This is a genomic window from Pseudomonas protegens CHA0, from assembly GCF_000397205.1.
In the GTDB taxonomy this organism is placed as follows: Bacteria; Pseudomonadota; Gammaproteobacteria; order Pseudomonadales; family Pseudomonadaceae; genus Aquipseudomonas; species Aquipseudomonas protegens.
Map to the genome: position 1 here is coordinate 4576010 of NC_021237.1, position 14185 is coordinate 4590194.

A 14185-nucleotide genomic window follows, 5' to 3' on the forward strand; every position below is an offset into this window, starting at 1 on the left:
CGGCAAGTTCAGCGTCTGGGCAACTCGATCTCTACCCGCAAGCCGCCCCACTCGCTTTCCCCCAGGTTCAGGGTTCCACCGCAGGCGTCGACGATGTCGCGCACGATGCCCAGGCCCAGCCCGTGGCCGTGGGTCTGTTCATCCAGGCGCGTGCCCCGGCCGAATACCTCATCGCGCCGCGCTTCGGGAATGCCCGGGCCGTCGTCGTCCACCGCCAGGCAGAAGCCCTGCGGCCGCTCTTCCACGCTCAGGCGCACCTGGGCATCCGCCCATTTGCAGGCGTTGTCCAGCAGGTTGCCCAAGAGCTCCAGCAGGTCTTCCCGGTCCCAGGGCAGGCGCAGCCCCGGTGGCGCCTGGTAGCTCAGTTCCAGGTGCTGGCCATGGATCATGTTCAAGGTCGCCAGGAGCCCCGGCAGCTCGGCATCGCACTCGAACAGCACCCCGGGCAGCGCATCCCCCGCCAGCCGCGCGCGGTTGAGTTCGCGATTGAGGCGCTGCTGCACCTGCTCCAACTGTTCCTGGAGCATCCTGCGCACCTCGGGGTGGCCGTCGAGCCTGGGGCTCGACGCCAGGCTCAGGAGCACCGCCAGCGGGGTCTTCAAGGCATGGCCCAGGTTGCCCAGGGCATTGCGGGAACGGTTGAGGCTGTCTTCGGTATGGGCCAGCAAGTGGTTGATCTGCGCCACCAGGGGCTCCAGTTCCACCGGCACCTGGGCATCCAGTTGCGAACGCTGGCCCTGTTGCAACTGGGCGATCTGCTCGCGGGCGGTTTCCAGCGGGCGCAGGGCGCGGCGCACGGTCAGGCGTTGCAGCAGCAGGATCAGCAGCAGCCCGGCCAGCCCCAGCCCGAGACCGATCTGGCGCATGCGCTGGAAGCTTTCACGCACCGGGGTGTAGTCCTGGGCCACGCTGATGGAGATCGACTGCCCGAGGCGCTTGTAGTCGCTGCGCAGCACCAGCAGTTGCTGGCCCTCCGGCCCCAGTTGCAGGTTGCCCTGCAGGCCGGCGCGCTCCAGTTGCGGCAGTTCCTGGTCCCACAGTGAGCGCGAGCGCCAGTGCACATCGGCAAAATCGATACGGAAATAGTGCCCGGAAAACGGCCGCTGGTAGGCCGGCGACAGACGCCGTTCATCCAGCTGCAGCCCCTGAGGGCCGCGCACCAGGGCCAGCAGCAGGCTCTCGCTGTCGTTGCGCAGGCCGGCTTCCAGGTAGCGTTGCAGGCCCACCTCGAACAGCCAGAGGCTGGTCTGCGCCAGCACCAGCCCGACCACCACCATCACCGTGATCAGGCCCAGGCTCAGGCGGCGCTGGATCGATCTCACGAAGTGGTTCCGCCGAACAGATAACCCTGGCCGCGGCGGGTTTCGATCACACTGCGGCCCAGCTTGCGCCGCAGGTGGTTGACGTGAACTTCGAGGACGTTGGAATCGCGCTCGGTTTCACCGTCGTAGAGGTGTTCGGCCAGGTGGCTTTTGGACAGGATCTGCTGCGGGTGCAGCATGAAATAGCGCAACAGGCGGAACTCCGCGGCGGTCAGCAAGACATCCTGGCCGTCGCGGACCACACATTGCCGGCCCTCGTCCAGGTGCAGCCCGGCGGCCTGCAGGGTCTGCTGGTTGGCCTGGCCATGGGAGCGGCGCAGCAGGGCCTGGACCCGCAGGTGCAGCTCTTCGGGATGGAACGGTTTGCTCAGGTAATCGTCGGCGCCGGCCTTGAGCCCCTCGATGCGCTCGGCCCAGGAGCCGCGGGCGGTGAGGATCAGCACCGGCGTTGCCAGGCCATCGGCGCGCCACTTTCGCAGCACCTCCAGGCCCGGCACCCCGGGCAGGCCGAGGTCGAGGATGATCAGGTCATAGGGTTCGCTGGCGCCCTGGTACAGCGCGTCGCGGCCGTCGGCCAGCCAGTCCACGGCGTAGCCCTGGCGGTTCAGGCCTTCAAGCAGTTCATCGGCCAGGGATACGTGGTCTTCCACCACAAGCAGGCGCATCAGTCGTCTTCCTCATCTTTCAACAAACGCCCGGTGGCGGCTTCCAGGTCCAGCTCGCGAACCACCCCGTCCACAGTCAACAGCTCGACTTCATAGATGTACACATCGTGCTTTTCTTCCAGCTCGGCCTCCAGCAGCTTGGCCCCGGGGTAACGGTCCATGGCCTGCTTGAGCAGTTGCTCCAGGGGCAGGATCACCCCTTGCTGGCGCAGGCGCAGGGCCTCGTCCTGGTCCAGGTCGCGGGCCATGGCCAGGGAGCAGAACAGCAGCAGCGCCAGGGCTGCACGGCTGCCGGCGGTGCGCAGAGTGCGGTTCATTAGGTGTCCTGATGATCCTTGAGTACCTGGCCGCTCACGGCGTCCAGTTCCAGGTCCCATTCCAGCCCCTGCGGGTCGCGCAGTTCAACCTGGTAGATGTACTTGCCGTACTCTTCTTCCAGCTCGGTTTCACTGATGCTCGCCCCAGGATGCCGGGACAGGGCCGTGGCATTGAGTTTTTCAAAGGACACAATGGTACCAGCGTCGCGCAGTCTCAGGGCTTCGTCCGGCCCCAGGTCGCGGGCGTGGGCCAGGCTGGCGGTCAGGGCGACAAGGCTGGCGCCGAACAGCGCGGCAAGGGTCTTCATGGCAGTTCTCCAAAGTCGGTGGCCAAAGGCCGATGCCGCAGACCATACCCAAGGCAACTTAATTGAAACTGAATGGCCAGCATGGGCCTGACACAGGTTTCACTCGGCCCGCAGCCCCAGGTGTCTCTATACTCGGCGGCTGATTCAAGAGTGAGCCCGGTATGACCGCCATCCATATCAAGTTTCCCGCCCTGACCCTCAAGGCCGGCCCCCGCGCCCTGGCCCGCATCCGCCAGCAAGGCCTGCACCCCCGTGAAGTCGGCACCTTGCCCGGCGCCGCCGGCGGCCCCAAGGCCCTGGGCATCCAGGGCCTGGACCTGGCGCTGTTCGGTGAATGGCTGCCATCGGCGCCCCGGGAACGCTCGCTGATCGGCGCCTCGGTGGGTTCCTGGCGCTTCGCCAGCGCCTGCCTGCCGGACGCCGCCGAAGGCATCCGCCGCCTCGGCCAGTTGTACAACGCCCAGAGTTTTGCCAAGGGCGTGACCATGGCGCAGATCAGCCAGAGCTCCCGGCGCATGCTCGAGGACCTGCTGGACGGCCGCGACGCTTCGATCCTCGACAACCCTCACTACCGGCTGAACATCATGGTGGTCAAAAGCCACGGCCTGCTCGCCGACGACCATCGCGGGCGCCTCGGCCTGGGGCTGTCCTCGGTGATCGCCGACAATCTGCGGGGCCGCGCGCGCCTGGCCCGGCACTTCGAGCGCCTGGTACTGCACGACCCGCGCCTGGCCCCGCCCTTGCACGCCCTGGAAGACTTCCCTTCGCGCTTCGTGCCCCTGGACCGCGGCAACCTGCGCCAGGCGCTGCTGGCCTCGGGCTCGATCCCCATGGTCATGCAGGGCGTGCGCGATCTGCCCGGCGCCGGGGCCGGCACCTTCCGCGACGGCGGCCTGCTGGACTACCACCTGGACCTGCCCTACAGCGGCAGCGACATCGTGCTCTACCCGCACTTCACCGACCGGGTGATCCCCGGCTGGTTCGACAAGACCCTGCCCTGGCGCCGGGCCAGCCCGGAGCGCCTGCGGGACGTCTTGCTGCTGGCGCCATCGAAGGAATACCTGGCGCGCCTGCCCTACGGCAAGCTGCCGGACCGCAACGACTTCAAGCGCTTCATGGGCGATGACGCCGGCCGGCAAAAATACTGGCGCAGCGCCATGGACGAAAGCCGGCGCCTGGGCGACGAATTCCTCGAACTGGCGGCGCAGAATCGCCTGGGCGAACGCCTGCAAAGCCTGTGAGGCTGCCCCAGGCCGCGCACTGACCCTTTAGTCAGGGTTTTTCCGCAAGCGCCGGGGCAAGCTGATAAACTCGCCGCCTGCCTCAACTCGCCCCCGGGCGATAGCCATCTGACAGAGCTGACCGACACTGTGGAAATCTTCAAAGAATTTACCTTCGAATCCGCCCACCGCCTGCCTTTCGTGCCCGAGGGCCACAAGTGCGGCCGCCTCCATGGCCACTCGTTCAAGGTGGCGATCCACCTCAGTGGCGAGGTCGACGCACACACCGGCTGGATCCGCGACTTCTCGGAAATCAAGGCGATCTTCAAGCCGCTGTACGAGCGCCTGGACCACAACTACCTGAACGACATTCCCGGCCTGGAAAACCCCACCAGCGAAGTCCTGGCCAAATGGATCTGGAATGAGCTCAAGCCCCTGCTGCCGGAGCTGAGTGCGATCCGCATCCACGAAACCTGCACCAGCGGCTGCATCTACCGCGGCGAATAAGCCCGCCGAAGAAACCACCCCACGGGGTGGTTTTTTTATGCCTATGATTGCCCCACCCCGCCGTTACCCGAGCACTCGCGCCCATGCCGCCGACCATTCGCCCCGCTGCCCTGCCCGACCTCGCCGCCATCGAAGGCATCGCCAAGCGCGCCTATGCGCCCTATATCGCGCGGATCGGCCGGGAACCGGCGCCCATGCTCGAAGACTATTCGTGCCTGGTGCTGGCCCGGCAGGTCTGGGTCCTGGAGGAGCAACAGGCAATCGCCGGTTTCGTTGTCCTGCTGGACGCCCATCAAGCCCTGCTGCTGGACAACCTGGCGGTCCACCCCGAGGCACAGGGCCGGGGCCATGGCCGGCAACTGCTGGCCTTTGCCGAACAACAGGCCGTGGCCGCCGGTCACAGTTGCGTGCGCCTGTACACCAACGCAGCCATGAGCGAGAACATCGCCCTGTACAGCCGCCACGGCTACGTGGAAACCCACCGCGCCGTGGAGCACGGCCTGCACCGGGTGTACATGAGCAAGCCACTGGACTGAACCCAGGAGCCCTCTCCATGCCTCCACGTATCTACCTCGCCGGCTTCGATGTGTTTCGCGCCGACGCCCCGGCCCATGGCGAATACCTCAAGCAACTGTGCAGCGCCCAGGGCCTGCACGGCCTGTTTCCCCTGGATAACCAGGCGCCACCTCGCCTCACGCCAGAAGCCACCGCGCAGTGGATCTACCGGCAGAACCTGCAGATGATCCGCGGCTGCGATGCATTGCTGGCCAACCTGAATGACTTTCGCGGCCTGGAGCCGGATTCCGGCACCGCCTTCGAAGTGGGCGCGGCGGTCGCCCTGGGCAAACCGGTGTGGGCCTACTTCGAAGGCCCCGCCACCCTGCGCCGGCAGGTGCCCCACGATCACGCCGGGCGCGACGCCCAGGGCTTTGCGGTGGAGCACTTCAACCTGCCGCGCAACCTGATGCTGGCCTGCAGCTGGAGCGGCCGCAGCAGCAGTGTGGAAGCCGCCATCTTCGACCTCGGGTGCTGGCTGAGCGCTTCCCCTCCATCGGGCTGAGATAGCCGGCAACGTCACTTTCTGCCGAAAACGACCACCCCGGACAAAAGCCTTGTCTTGTCGCGAAAGCCGATGTTATGTTTCTAACACGAGATATAAAAATGAAACACAAATAACATTTCCAGCGAACGCCCGGCGAGATGGTCATGGACAAGAACAGTTTCCAAGTCACCCTGGAACAGCAGTTTGCAAGCCTGACCCCCACCGGCAAGCGCATCGCCACCTACCTGCTGGCCAACCTCCAGCAGTTGCCCTTCGAGACCGCCGACAGCATCGCCCAGCAAGCCGGCACCACGGGGATTTCCGTGGGGCGCTTCCTGCGCTCGCTGGGCTATCGCAACCTGGATGACGTCAAGCAAGGCCTGCGCGGCGATGCCCCGGCCTCCTGGCTGATCACCGATCGGCTCGGCGCCTTTCGCAGCGAAGCCCATCAGGACGATGCCCTGGAGCGCTCGATGCATCGCGAGATCGAGGCCATCCAGCATGTCTATGGCCTGGCCCGCAGCCAGCCCTTCGCCGCCATCGTGCAACAGATCGTCGAGGCCGACGCGGTGTTCATCATCGGCATCCAGTCGACCCGGGGCATCCTCAACGCCTTCCACAGCCACCTGGAATACATCCGGCCCAAGGTCTACTACGTGGACGGGCTTTCAGGCATCTACGCCGAGACCCTGAACTCCGGCTTTGCCAAGCCCTACGCGATCATCTCCGACTTTCGCGCCTACTCCAGCATCACCCAGACCTTCTGCGAAGTGGCCAATGCCAACGCCCTGCCCCTGGCCCTGGTCACCGACCTGCAGTGCCCCTGGGCCCGGGACTACCCGCTGGACCTGCTGCAACTGAAAACCGATGTCGGCCAGTTCTGGGATTCCCTCGCGCCCCTGACCTGCCTGTTCAACCTGATGGTGTCCGCCGTGGCCGAGGGCTATGGCGAGCGCCTGGACCAGCGCCTGGCCAAGAACCGACAGTTGCAGGAAGCCTTCGGCCAGTTCGAGTCCTGACCTTCAAGCGTTAACCCAGATGGAGTGAGTGAGTGAACAACAGCCCCCTTGTCGAAATCGACGCCCAGCGCCATCAGCTTCAGATCGACCTGATCTACGCCAGCGCCGACAACCTGGCCGGCCAGGTGATCTATCGCAACGCCCGCTGCCTGCTGCACAAGGACGCCGCCGCCTGCCTGTACAAGGCCAGCCAGCTGGCACGCATGGCCGGCCTGGGCCTGCGCATCTACGACGCCTACCGCCCGGCCTACGCCCAGCACCTGCTGTGGCAGGCCCTGCCCAACCCGGACTACGTGCGCGACCCGCGCCTGGGCTCGCACCACACCCGGGGCGTGGCCGTGGACCTGACCCTGGTGGATGAAACCGGCGAGCCGCTGGACATGGGCACCGCCTTCGACGCCATGGAGCCCAAGTCGCACCAGTTCTACAGCGACCTGCCGCCCCAGGTACAGCGCAACCGCCTGATGCTGCTGGGGATCATGCTCAGCGCCGGCTTCGAGGCGATCCCCACCGAGTGGTGGCACTACGAGCTGCCCAACGCCGAGGACTTTCCCCTGATCCAGGAGCACGACCAGCCCTTCGAACACTGATTTCCCGCTCCCCACCGGCCACAACAACAGGCAGCTAACTGCCCCAAGCCGGTCCTACTGCAACACTGCTTCAGCAACAACTGCCCGGTTATAGCTTTTATAAAAAACCTGACGAACTTCCCAACATCGAATGATCAAGGAAACCGGCATGACCCCTAACCGCAATCACCCTGATGTGCGTCTGTCCACCCGTGTCGCCCTGTCCCTGCTGTGCGCCGCCCTGAGCCTGGGCACGTGGCAGGCAGCCAGCGCCGCCGCGCCCAAGGACACCCTGATGATCGGCAAGGCCGCCGACCCGCAGACCCTCGACCCCGCCGTGACCATCGACAACAACGACTGGGCCGTGACCTACCCGGCCTACCAGAAGCTGGTGACCTACAAGGTCGAGAACGGCAAGGGCAGCACTGAAGTCCAGGGCGACCTGGCCGAGAGCTGGAGCACCTCCGCCGACAACCTGACCTGGGATTTCAAGCTCAAGCCGGGCAACAAGTTCGACGACGGCAAGCCGGTGGACGCCGCCGCGGTGAAGTTCTCCTTCGACCGCCTGATGCAGCTCAAGCAAGGCCCGTCCGGGGCCTTTCCGGATGACATGAGCGTGGCCGTGGTCGACCCGCTGACCGTGCGCTTCACCCTGAAGAAGCCCTACGCGCCCTTCCTCTACACCCTGGCCCACAACGGCGGCGGCATCATCAACCCGGACGTGGCCAACAAGGGCGAGGACGTCAACGCCTACCTCTCGACCCACACCGCCGGCTCCGGGGCCTTCCGCCTGAGCAACTGGCAGAAGGGCCAGGCGCTGACGCTGGAACCCAACAGCTATTACGCCGGCCCCAAGCCGAGCCTGAACAAGGTGGTGATCAAGATCATCAGCGAGGCCTCGGTGCGCCGCCTGCAACTGGAACGCGGCGACCTGGACATCATCGAGGACATGCCCGAAGACCAGCTCGGCACCCTGGCCGGCAAGCCAGGCATCGTGATCCAGACCTTCCCCTCGCTGCGGGTCAACTACCTGTACCTGAACAACAAGCGTGCGCCTCTGGACAACGTCGAAGCGCGCCAGGCACTGGTCCAGGCCATCGACTACAAGGGCATCGTCGACGGCATCCTCAAGGGCCAGGCCAAGCTGATGAACGGGCCGATCCCCGACGGCATGTGGGCCCACGACCCGAGCCTGCCGCTGATGCAGCAGAACCTCGACGGCGCCAAGGCCAGCCTGGCCAAGGTCCCGCAGAAAATCAGCAACCTGACCTACCTCTACTCGGACAAGGACGCCAACTGGGAGTCCATCGGCCTGACCCTGCAAGCGGGCCTGGCGCCCCTGGGCATCAACCTGAAGATGGAGAAGCTGGCCAACGCCACCATGCGTGAACGGGTGGGCAAGGGCGACTACGACGTGGCCATCGGCTCCTGGAGCCCGGACTTCGCCGACCCCTACATGTTCATGAACTTCTGGTTCGACTCCAGCCTCCAGGGCCTGCCGGGCAACCGCTCGTTCTACAGCAACCCCGAGGTGGACAGCCTGATCCGCGAGGCGGCGGCCACCAACGACACCGCCAAGCGCATCGAGCTGTACCAGAAGGCGCAGAAGATCGTCCTCAAGGACAACGTCTACGCCTACCTGTACCAGAAGAACTACAGCCTGCCGATGCGCGATTCGGTGAAGGGCTACGTGTTCCACCCGATGCTGGAACAGGTGTTCAACATCGCTGAAATCAGCAAGTAGGACCGGCCCTGCGTTCCCCGTCGCCGGCCCCTGAAACGGGGCGGCGACGGGTTGCCGTGTCCCCGGCGAGGGGCCGTCGTGCCCCCTGCCGTTCGTCAAGCGTTAACGAGGTTGCCTCATGGCCTTCCTGAATATGTTGCGCAAACGCCTGCTCGGCCTGTTGCTGGTCGTGGTCGGGGTTTCGCTGATTACCTTCACCATCTCGCACCTGATTCCCGGTGACCCGGCGCGGCTGATCGCCGGCGACCGGGCCAGCGATGCCATCGTGCAGAACATCCGCCACCAGCTGGGCCTGGACCTGCCGCTGTACCAGCAGTACGGGCGCTACATGCTCGACCTGCTGCACGGCGACCTGGGCACCTCAATCCGCACCAGCCGCCCGGTGCTGGAGGACCTGCAGAGCTTCTTCCCGGCAACCCTGGAGCTGGCCCTGGCCGCCCTGCTGCTGTCGGTGCTGGTGGGGGTGCCGCTGGGGGTGCTGTCGGCGGTCTATCACAACCGCTTCATCGACCAGATCGCCCGCACCCTGGCGGTCACCGGCATTTCCACCCCGGCGTTCTGGCTGGGGCTGGGGCTGATCGTGCTGTTCTACGGCCACCTCGGCTGGCTGCCCGGCAGCGGGCGCCTGGACGAAGGCCTGGAGCCGCCGCCCACGGTCAGCGGCTTCTACCTGATCGACTCGCTGCTGGCCGGGGACATCCCGCTGTTCCTCAATGCCCTGCAGCACCTGATCCTGCCGGCGGTGACCCTGGGCTTCGTCAACCTCGGGGTGGTGGCGCGGCAGATCCGCTCGGCCATGCTCGACCAACTGGGCGAAGACTACATCCGCACCGCCCGGGCCTACGGCCTGTCGCGCTGGGCGGTGATCCTGCGCCACGCCCTGCCCAACGCCCTGATCCCCTCGGTGACGGTGCTCGGCCTGACCCTGGGCGATTTGCTGTACGGCGCGGTACTGACCGAGACGGTATTCGCCTGGCCGGGCATGGGCGCCTACGTGGTGAAGTCGATCCAGGCCCTGGATTTCCCGGCGGTGATGGGCTTCGCGATCCTGGTGTCGTTCATTTATGTGCTGCTGAACATGGCGATCGACCTGCTGTACCGGGTGATCGATCCGCGCATTGGCGAGGTAAGTTGAGATGTCCGCTCCCTTGAACATTCCCCTGCCACAACCCACCGCGCAGGCCAGCGGCTGGCGCACCCGCCTGGCCTACCTGGGCTACCGCGTGCGGCAAAGCCCGCTGACCATCGCCGGGCTGTGCATGACCCTGCTGGTGCTGCTGTGCATGGCCTTCGCCCCCTGGCTGTCGAGCCATGATCCCAATGCCCTGAACCTGGCCCAACGCCTGGCCGCTCCCAGCGCCGCCCATTGGTTCGGCACCGACGAAGTGGGCCGCGACCTGTTCAGCCGGGTGCTCCACGGCAGCCGCCAGTCGGTGGGCGTGGGCCTGTTCGTGGCCTTCGCCTCGTGCCTGGCCGGGGGCCTGTTGGGCTGCCTGTCGGGGATCATCGGCGGGCGCTTCGACAGCCTGATCATGCGCCTGATGGACATCATGCTCTCGGTGCCATCGCTGGTGCTGATCATGGCCCTGGCCGCCGCCCTGGGCCCGAGCCTGTTCAACGCCATGCTGGCGATCACCCTGGTGCGCATTCCGTTCTATGTGCGCCTGGCCCGGGGCCAGGCCCTGAGCATCCGCCAGATGGGCTACGTCAAGGCGGCGCAGACCTACGGCGCCGGGCGCTGGCACATCGTCAGCTGGCACGTGGGGCGCAACGCCATGCCGCCGCTGCTGGTGCAACTGAGCCTGGACATCGGCAGCGCCATCCTCATGGCCTCGGCCCTGGGCTTCATTGGCCTGGGTGCGCAGCAGCCCACCGCCGAATGGGGGGCGATGGTGGCCACCGGGCGCAACTTCATCCTCGACAACTGGTGGTACTCGACCTTTCCCGGGCTGGCGATCCTGTTCACCGCCACCGGTTTCAACCTGCTGGGTGACGGCATCCGTGACCTGCTCGACCCACGGCAACAGGGGAAATGACCATGAGCTCATCCGCCGTTCTCAACATCGACAACCTGAGCCTGGAATTCCCCGCCTACCGCAGCAATGTGCAGGCCCTCAACGGCGTGTCGCTGCACGTCAACCCGGGGGAAATCGTCGGCGTGGTCGGCGAATCCGGCTCGGGCAAGTCGGTGACCGCCATGCTCAGCCTGCGGCTGCTGCCCGAGCGCAGCTACCGCATCACCTCCGGCAGCCTGAGCCTGCTGGGCCGCGACATGCTCGCCACCCCGGAAAAACAGCTGCTGCAGATCCGCGGCCGCGATGCGGCGATGATCTTCCAGGAGCCGATGACCGCCCTCAACCCGACCCGGCGCATCGGCCGGCAGATGCTCGACGTGATCATCCATCACCAGCGCCTGAGCCAGGAACAGGCCCGGGCCAAGGCCATCGACCTGCTGCGCGACATGCACATCGCCGACCCCGAGCAGGTGCTGCAGGCCTACCCCTTCGAGCTGTCCGGCGGCATGCGCCAGCGGGTGATGATCGCCCTGGCGTTTTCCTGCGACCCGCAGTTGCTGATCGCCGATGAACCCACCACCGCCCTGGACGTGACCGTGCAGCGCCAGGTGCTGCTGTTGCTGCGCGAGAAAGCCCGGCAACGGGGTACCGCGATCCTGCTGATCACCCACGACATGGCGGTGGTCTCGCAGTTCTGCGACCGGGTCTATGTGATGTACACCGGCGCCGTGGTGGAGCAAGGCAGTACTGCCCAGGTCATGCTCGACCCGCAACACCCCTACACCCGTGGCCTGCTCAGCGGCCTGCCGGAGCAAGTGCGCCCCGGCGAGCCGCTGCTGACCATTCCCGGGCAGGTGCCCAACCTTGCTCACCTGCCCGGCGGCTGCACCTTCCGCGAGCGCTGCAGCCAGGCCATGGCGGTGTGTGCCCAACGGCCGCCGCTGCATTCGATCAACGCCAGCCAGCAGCACAAGAGCGCCTGCTGGCTGGCTGCCCCGGAGTCCGCCCAATGAATGCTTCGCAACCCCGAGCCGGCAGCGAGCCGCTGCTGCGCCTCAACGATGTACAGGTGCGCTTTCCCCTGAGCAACGACTGGCTGGGCCGGCCGCGGGCCTTCGCCCATGCCCTGAACGGCATCGACCTGGAACTGCGCCCCGGGGAAACCCTGGGCATCGTCGGCGAATCCGGCTGCGGCAAGAGCACCCTGGCGCAACTGCTCATGGGCCTGGTCAAGCCCAGCAGCGGCGACCTGCGCTGGGCCTACGCCAGCGACCGCGAGCGCCACAGCCACGTGCAGATCGTGTTCCAGGACCCGCAGTCGTCCCTCGACCCGCGCCTGCCGATCTGGAAGATCATCACCGAGCCGCTGTTCGCCCTGGGCAACACCCCGGTGGCGCAGATGCGCGAAATCGCCGCCAAGGTGGCGCAGCAGGTAGGCATCCGCGGCGAATACCTGGAGCGCTACCCGCACCAGTTCTCCGGCGGCCAACGCCAGCGCATCGCCATTGCCCGGGCCTTGGCGTCGAACCCGGACATCATCGTCCTCGACGAGCCGACCTCGGCCCTGGACATCTCGGTGCAGGCGCAGATCCTCAACCTGCTGGCGGACCTGCAACGCAGCCGCGGCCTGACCTTCGTGCTGATCTCCCACAACGTCTCGGTGGTCCGGCACATGGCCGACCGGGTGGCGGTGATGTACCTGGGGCAGATCGTCGAACTGGGCAGCGCCGAACAGGTGCTGGAGCGCCCGCGCCACCCCTATACCCAACTGCTGCTGGAGGCGGTGCCGCGCCTCGGTGCGCCCCTGGCGGACAGCCAGCTCTCGGCGCCCACCGAACTGCCGGGCAACCGCAAGCTGCCCGCCGGCTGTTTCTTCTTCGACCGCTGCAGCCGCCGCGGCCCGGGCTGCGAGCTGCCGCAACAGCTGCTGGGCGATGCGACGCAGCAAGTGCGTTGCCATCGGCAACAGCTCACCGGGTGATCCCACCGCGCCACGCCGCCGACCACGGCGTGGTGCTTGCTCCCAGCGCGCCCAGGGCTTAAAACAAGCGCCTTCTCTCTGACGTTGCAGGAACCTCTCTCATGGAAAGCAGCTGGCTGACCCACGCCAAACGCCTGCAAGCCATCGCCTCCACCGGCCTGCATTTTTGCCGCGACGTGCATGATCGCGAGCGCTACCAGGAAGTCGCCGAGATCGCCCACGACATGCTCGCGCAGCTGGGCAACGTGCCCCTGGAACGCATCAACGAACTGGTCTCGGACTTCGCCCAGCGCTACTCGACGCCGATGGTGGAAGTGCGCGGCGCGCTGATCGAGGACGGCAAGATCCTCCTGGTGCGCGAGCAGCACGACGGCCTCTGGGCCCTGCCCGGGGGCTACGCCGATGTGGGCCTGTCGGCGGCGCAGAACATCATCAAGGAAGTCCACGAAGAAGCCGGGCTGCAGGTTTCGGTGCGCCAGCTGTACGGCCTGCGGCACAAGGCCAAGGGGCCCTACAAGCCCGACCACCGGGACTTCTACAAGCTCTACTTCCTCTGCGAACGGCAAGACGCCGAGGCCCCGATGGCCGGCAGCGAAACCAGCGACGCGGCGTTCTTCGCCCCGGACCAGTTGCCGCCGCTGTCCCTGGGACGCACCGTGGAACGGGATATCCAGGAGGCCTTCGACTTCCACGAAGGCCGGCGCAGCGTGGCCCTCTTCGACTGAGCGTGACGGCGCCGATGTAAAGCACCCTTGACATGAAAAAGCGCCCCGCCTAATGTAAAGGACACTTTACTAAAAGGAGATCGCCCATGGGCACCAAACGCTATTTCAGGGAATTCGGCCTGGCCTTGCTGGCCTACATCGCTTGCGTGCTGCTGAGCAGCCACTGGCTGGCGGACATGAACCCGGGCCCGGGCAAGATCGCCCTGGCCCTGGTGCCGGTGATCCCCATGGTGGCCATGGCCCTGGCGGTGATGCGCCAGTTGCGACGCATGGACGAACTGGCCCGGCGCATCCAGCTCGAAGCCCTGGGCCTGTCCTTTGTCTGCACCGCGCTGATCACCTTCAGCTACGGCTTCCTGGAAACCGCCGGCCTGCCCCGGCTCTCGATGTTCTACGTATGGCCCGTGATGGGCCTGGTCTGGGCCCTGGCCACGGTGGCCGGCGTGCGGCGCTACCGATGAACAACCAACTGCGCGAACTGCGCACCCGGCAAGGCTGGTCCCAGGCCGAACTGGCCACCCGCCTCGAGGTGTCACGGCAGACGGTGAATGCCATCGAGACCGGGCGCTACGACCCCAGCCTGCCCCTGGCGTTCAAGATTGCCCGGGCCTTCCAGCTGCCCATCGAAAGCATTTTCAGCCCCGACGAGGACTGAACCGCCGGTGAACCAATCTGGCCCAAGGGTGCACCGCTTTCGCCCCCGGGCCACAGGCACCCGGTGCAGGGGCACGGGCATCGGCTATAACTGCTG

General features: G+C 66.3%; 18 protein-coding genes. 14 read left to right on the plus strand and 4 right to left on the minus strand.

Annotated features, from left to right (window positions below; translation table 11 throughout):
* Positions 1-8 precede the first annotated feature (8 nt).
* Genes PFLCHA0_RS20380 through PFLCHA0_RS20395 form a run of 4 tightly spaced genes read right to left on the minus strand, consistent with a single transcriptional unit; the run spans position 9 to position 2612 of the window.
* Positions 9-1322 carry a sensor histidine kinase gene (locus PFLCHA0_RS20380; protein WP_011062298.1) on the minus strand — a complete coding sequence of 438 codons (1314 nt, stop codon included), beginning with the start codon at positions 1320-1322 and terminating at the stop codon, positions 9-11.
* Positions 1319-1987 carry a response regulator transcription factor gene (locus PFLCHA0_RS20385; RefSeq protein ID WP_015636364.1) on the minus strand — a complete coding sequence of 223 codons (669 nt, stop codon included), beginning with the start codon at positions 1985-1987 and terminating at the stop codon, positions 1319-1321. Before PFLCHA0_RS20385 ends, PFLCHA0_RS20380 begins: the two co-directional genes overlap by 4 nt.
* Positions 1987-2304: a PepSY domain-containing protein gene (locus PFLCHA0_RS20390; protein ID WP_011062300.1), complete on the minus strand. Its 318-nt coding sequence runs from the start codon at positions 2302-2304 to the stop codon at positions 1987-1989. Before PFLCHA0_RS20390 ends, PFLCHA0_RS20385 begins: the two co-directional genes overlap by 1 nt.
* Positions 2304-2612 carry a PepSY domain-containing protein gene (locus PFLCHA0_RS20395; protein WP_011062301.1) on the minus strand — a complete coding sequence of 103 codons (309 nt, stop codon included), beginning with the start codon at positions 2610-2612 and terminating at the stop codon, positions 2304-2306. The genes PFLCHA0_RS20390 and PFLCHA0_RS20395 overlap by 1 nt, the downstream gene beginning before the upstream one ends.
* A gap of 161 nt (positions 2613-2773) precedes the next feature.
* Here PFLCHA0_RS20395 and PFLCHA0_RS20400 point away from each other — a divergent pair, with 161 nt between their 5' ends.
* From PFLCHA0_RS20400 to PFLCHA0_RS20465, 14 genes are all read left to right on the plus strand, one after another.
* A complete protein-coding gene (locus PFLCHA0_RS20400; protein ID WP_015636366.1) occupies positions 2774-3853 on the plus strand; it encodes a patatin-like phospholipase family protein in 1080 nt (359 codons plus the stop codon).
* Positions 3854-3982: 129 nt separating this feature from the next.
* A complete protein-coding gene (gene queD, locus PFLCHA0_RS20405; RefSeq protein ID WP_011062303.1) occupies positions 3983-4339 on the plus strand; it encodes a 6-carboxytetrahydropterin synthase QueD in 357 nt (118 codons plus the stop codon).
* Positions 4340-4422: 83 nt separating this feature from the next.
* Complete coding sequence (locus PFLCHA0_RS20410) at positions 4423-4875, plus strand: GNAT family N-acetyltransferase (protein WP_015636367.1); 453 nt, start codon at positions 4423-4425, stop codon at positions 4873-4875.
* A gap of 17 nt (positions 4876-4892) precedes the next feature.
* Entirely contained in the window at positions 4893-5399 is a 507-nt protein-coding gene (locus tag PFLCHA0_RS20415) for a nucleoside 2-deoxyribosyltransferase (RefSeq protein ID WP_015636368.1), read from the plus strand.
* 140 nt (positions 5400-5539) lie between these two features.
* Positions 5540-6400: a MurR/RpiR family transcriptional regulator gene (locus PFLCHA0_RS20420; protein ID WP_015636369.1), complete on the plus strand. Its 861-nt coding sequence runs from the start codon at positions 5540-5542 to the stop codon at positions 6398-6400.
* 32 nt (positions 6401-6432) lie between these two features.
* The gene (gene ddpX, locus PFLCHA0_RS20425; protein ID WP_015636370.1) at positions 6433-6990 is read left to right on the plus strand and encodes a D-alanyl-D-alanine dipeptidase; all 558 of its coding nucleotides are present in this window, start codon (positions 6433-6435) and stop codon (positions 6988-6990) included.
* A 148-nt stretch (positions 6991-7138) separates the two neighbouring features.
* Entirely contained in the window at positions 7139-8713 is a 1575-nt protein-coding gene (locus tag PFLCHA0_RS20430) for an ABC transporter substrate-binding protein (RefSeq protein WP_051167114.1), read from the plus strand.
* A gap of 118 nt (positions 8714-8831) precedes the next feature.
* Entirely contained in the window at positions 8832-9848 is a 1017-nt protein-coding gene (locus PFLCHA0_RS20435) for an ABC transporter permease (protein WP_011062309.1), read from the plus strand.
* Position 9849: 1 nt separating this feature from the next.
* Positions 9850-10749 (plus strand): D,D-dipeptide ABC transporter permease, encoded by a 900-nt coding sequence (gene ddpC / locus PFLCHA0_RS20440; protein WP_015636372.1) that lies wholly within the window; start codon positions 9850-9852, stop codon positions 10747-10749.
* On the plus strand, positions 10746-11741 hold the full coding sequence (locus PFLCHA0_RS20445) for an ABC transporter ATP-binding protein (protein WP_011062311.1): 996 nt from the start codon (positions 10746-10748) through the stop codon (positions 11739-11741). Before ddpC ends, PFLCHA0_RS20445 begins: the two co-directional genes overlap by 4 nt.
* Entirely contained in the window at positions 11738-12709 is a 972-nt protein-coding gene (locus tag PFLCHA0_RS20450) for an oligopeptide/dipeptide ABC transporter ATP-binding protein (protein WP_015636374.1), read from the plus strand. Before PFLCHA0_RS20445 ends, PFLCHA0_RS20450 begins: the two co-directional genes overlap by 4 nt.
* Before the next feature lie 101 nt (positions 12710-12810).
* Entirely contained in the window at positions 12811-13434 is a 624-nt protein-coding gene (locus PFLCHA0_RS20455) for an NUDIX hydrolase (RefSeq protein ID WP_015636375.1), read from the plus strand.
* 86 nt (positions 13435-13520) lie between these two features.
* Positions 13521-13895: a hypothetical protein gene (locus PFLCHA0_RS20460; protein WP_015636376.1), complete on the plus strand. Its 375-nt coding sequence runs from the start codon at positions 13521-13523 to the stop codon at positions 13893-13895.
* Positions 13892-14089 carry a helix-turn-helix transcriptional regulator gene (locus PFLCHA0_RS20465; RefSeq protein ID WP_015636377.1) on the plus strand — a complete coding sequence of 66 codons (198 nt, stop codon included), beginning with the start codon at positions 13892-13894 and terminating at the stop codon, positions 14087-14089. Before PFLCHA0_RS20460 ends, PFLCHA0_RS20465 begins: the two co-directional genes overlap by 4 nt.
* Positions 14090-14185: the final 96 nt, after the last annotated feature.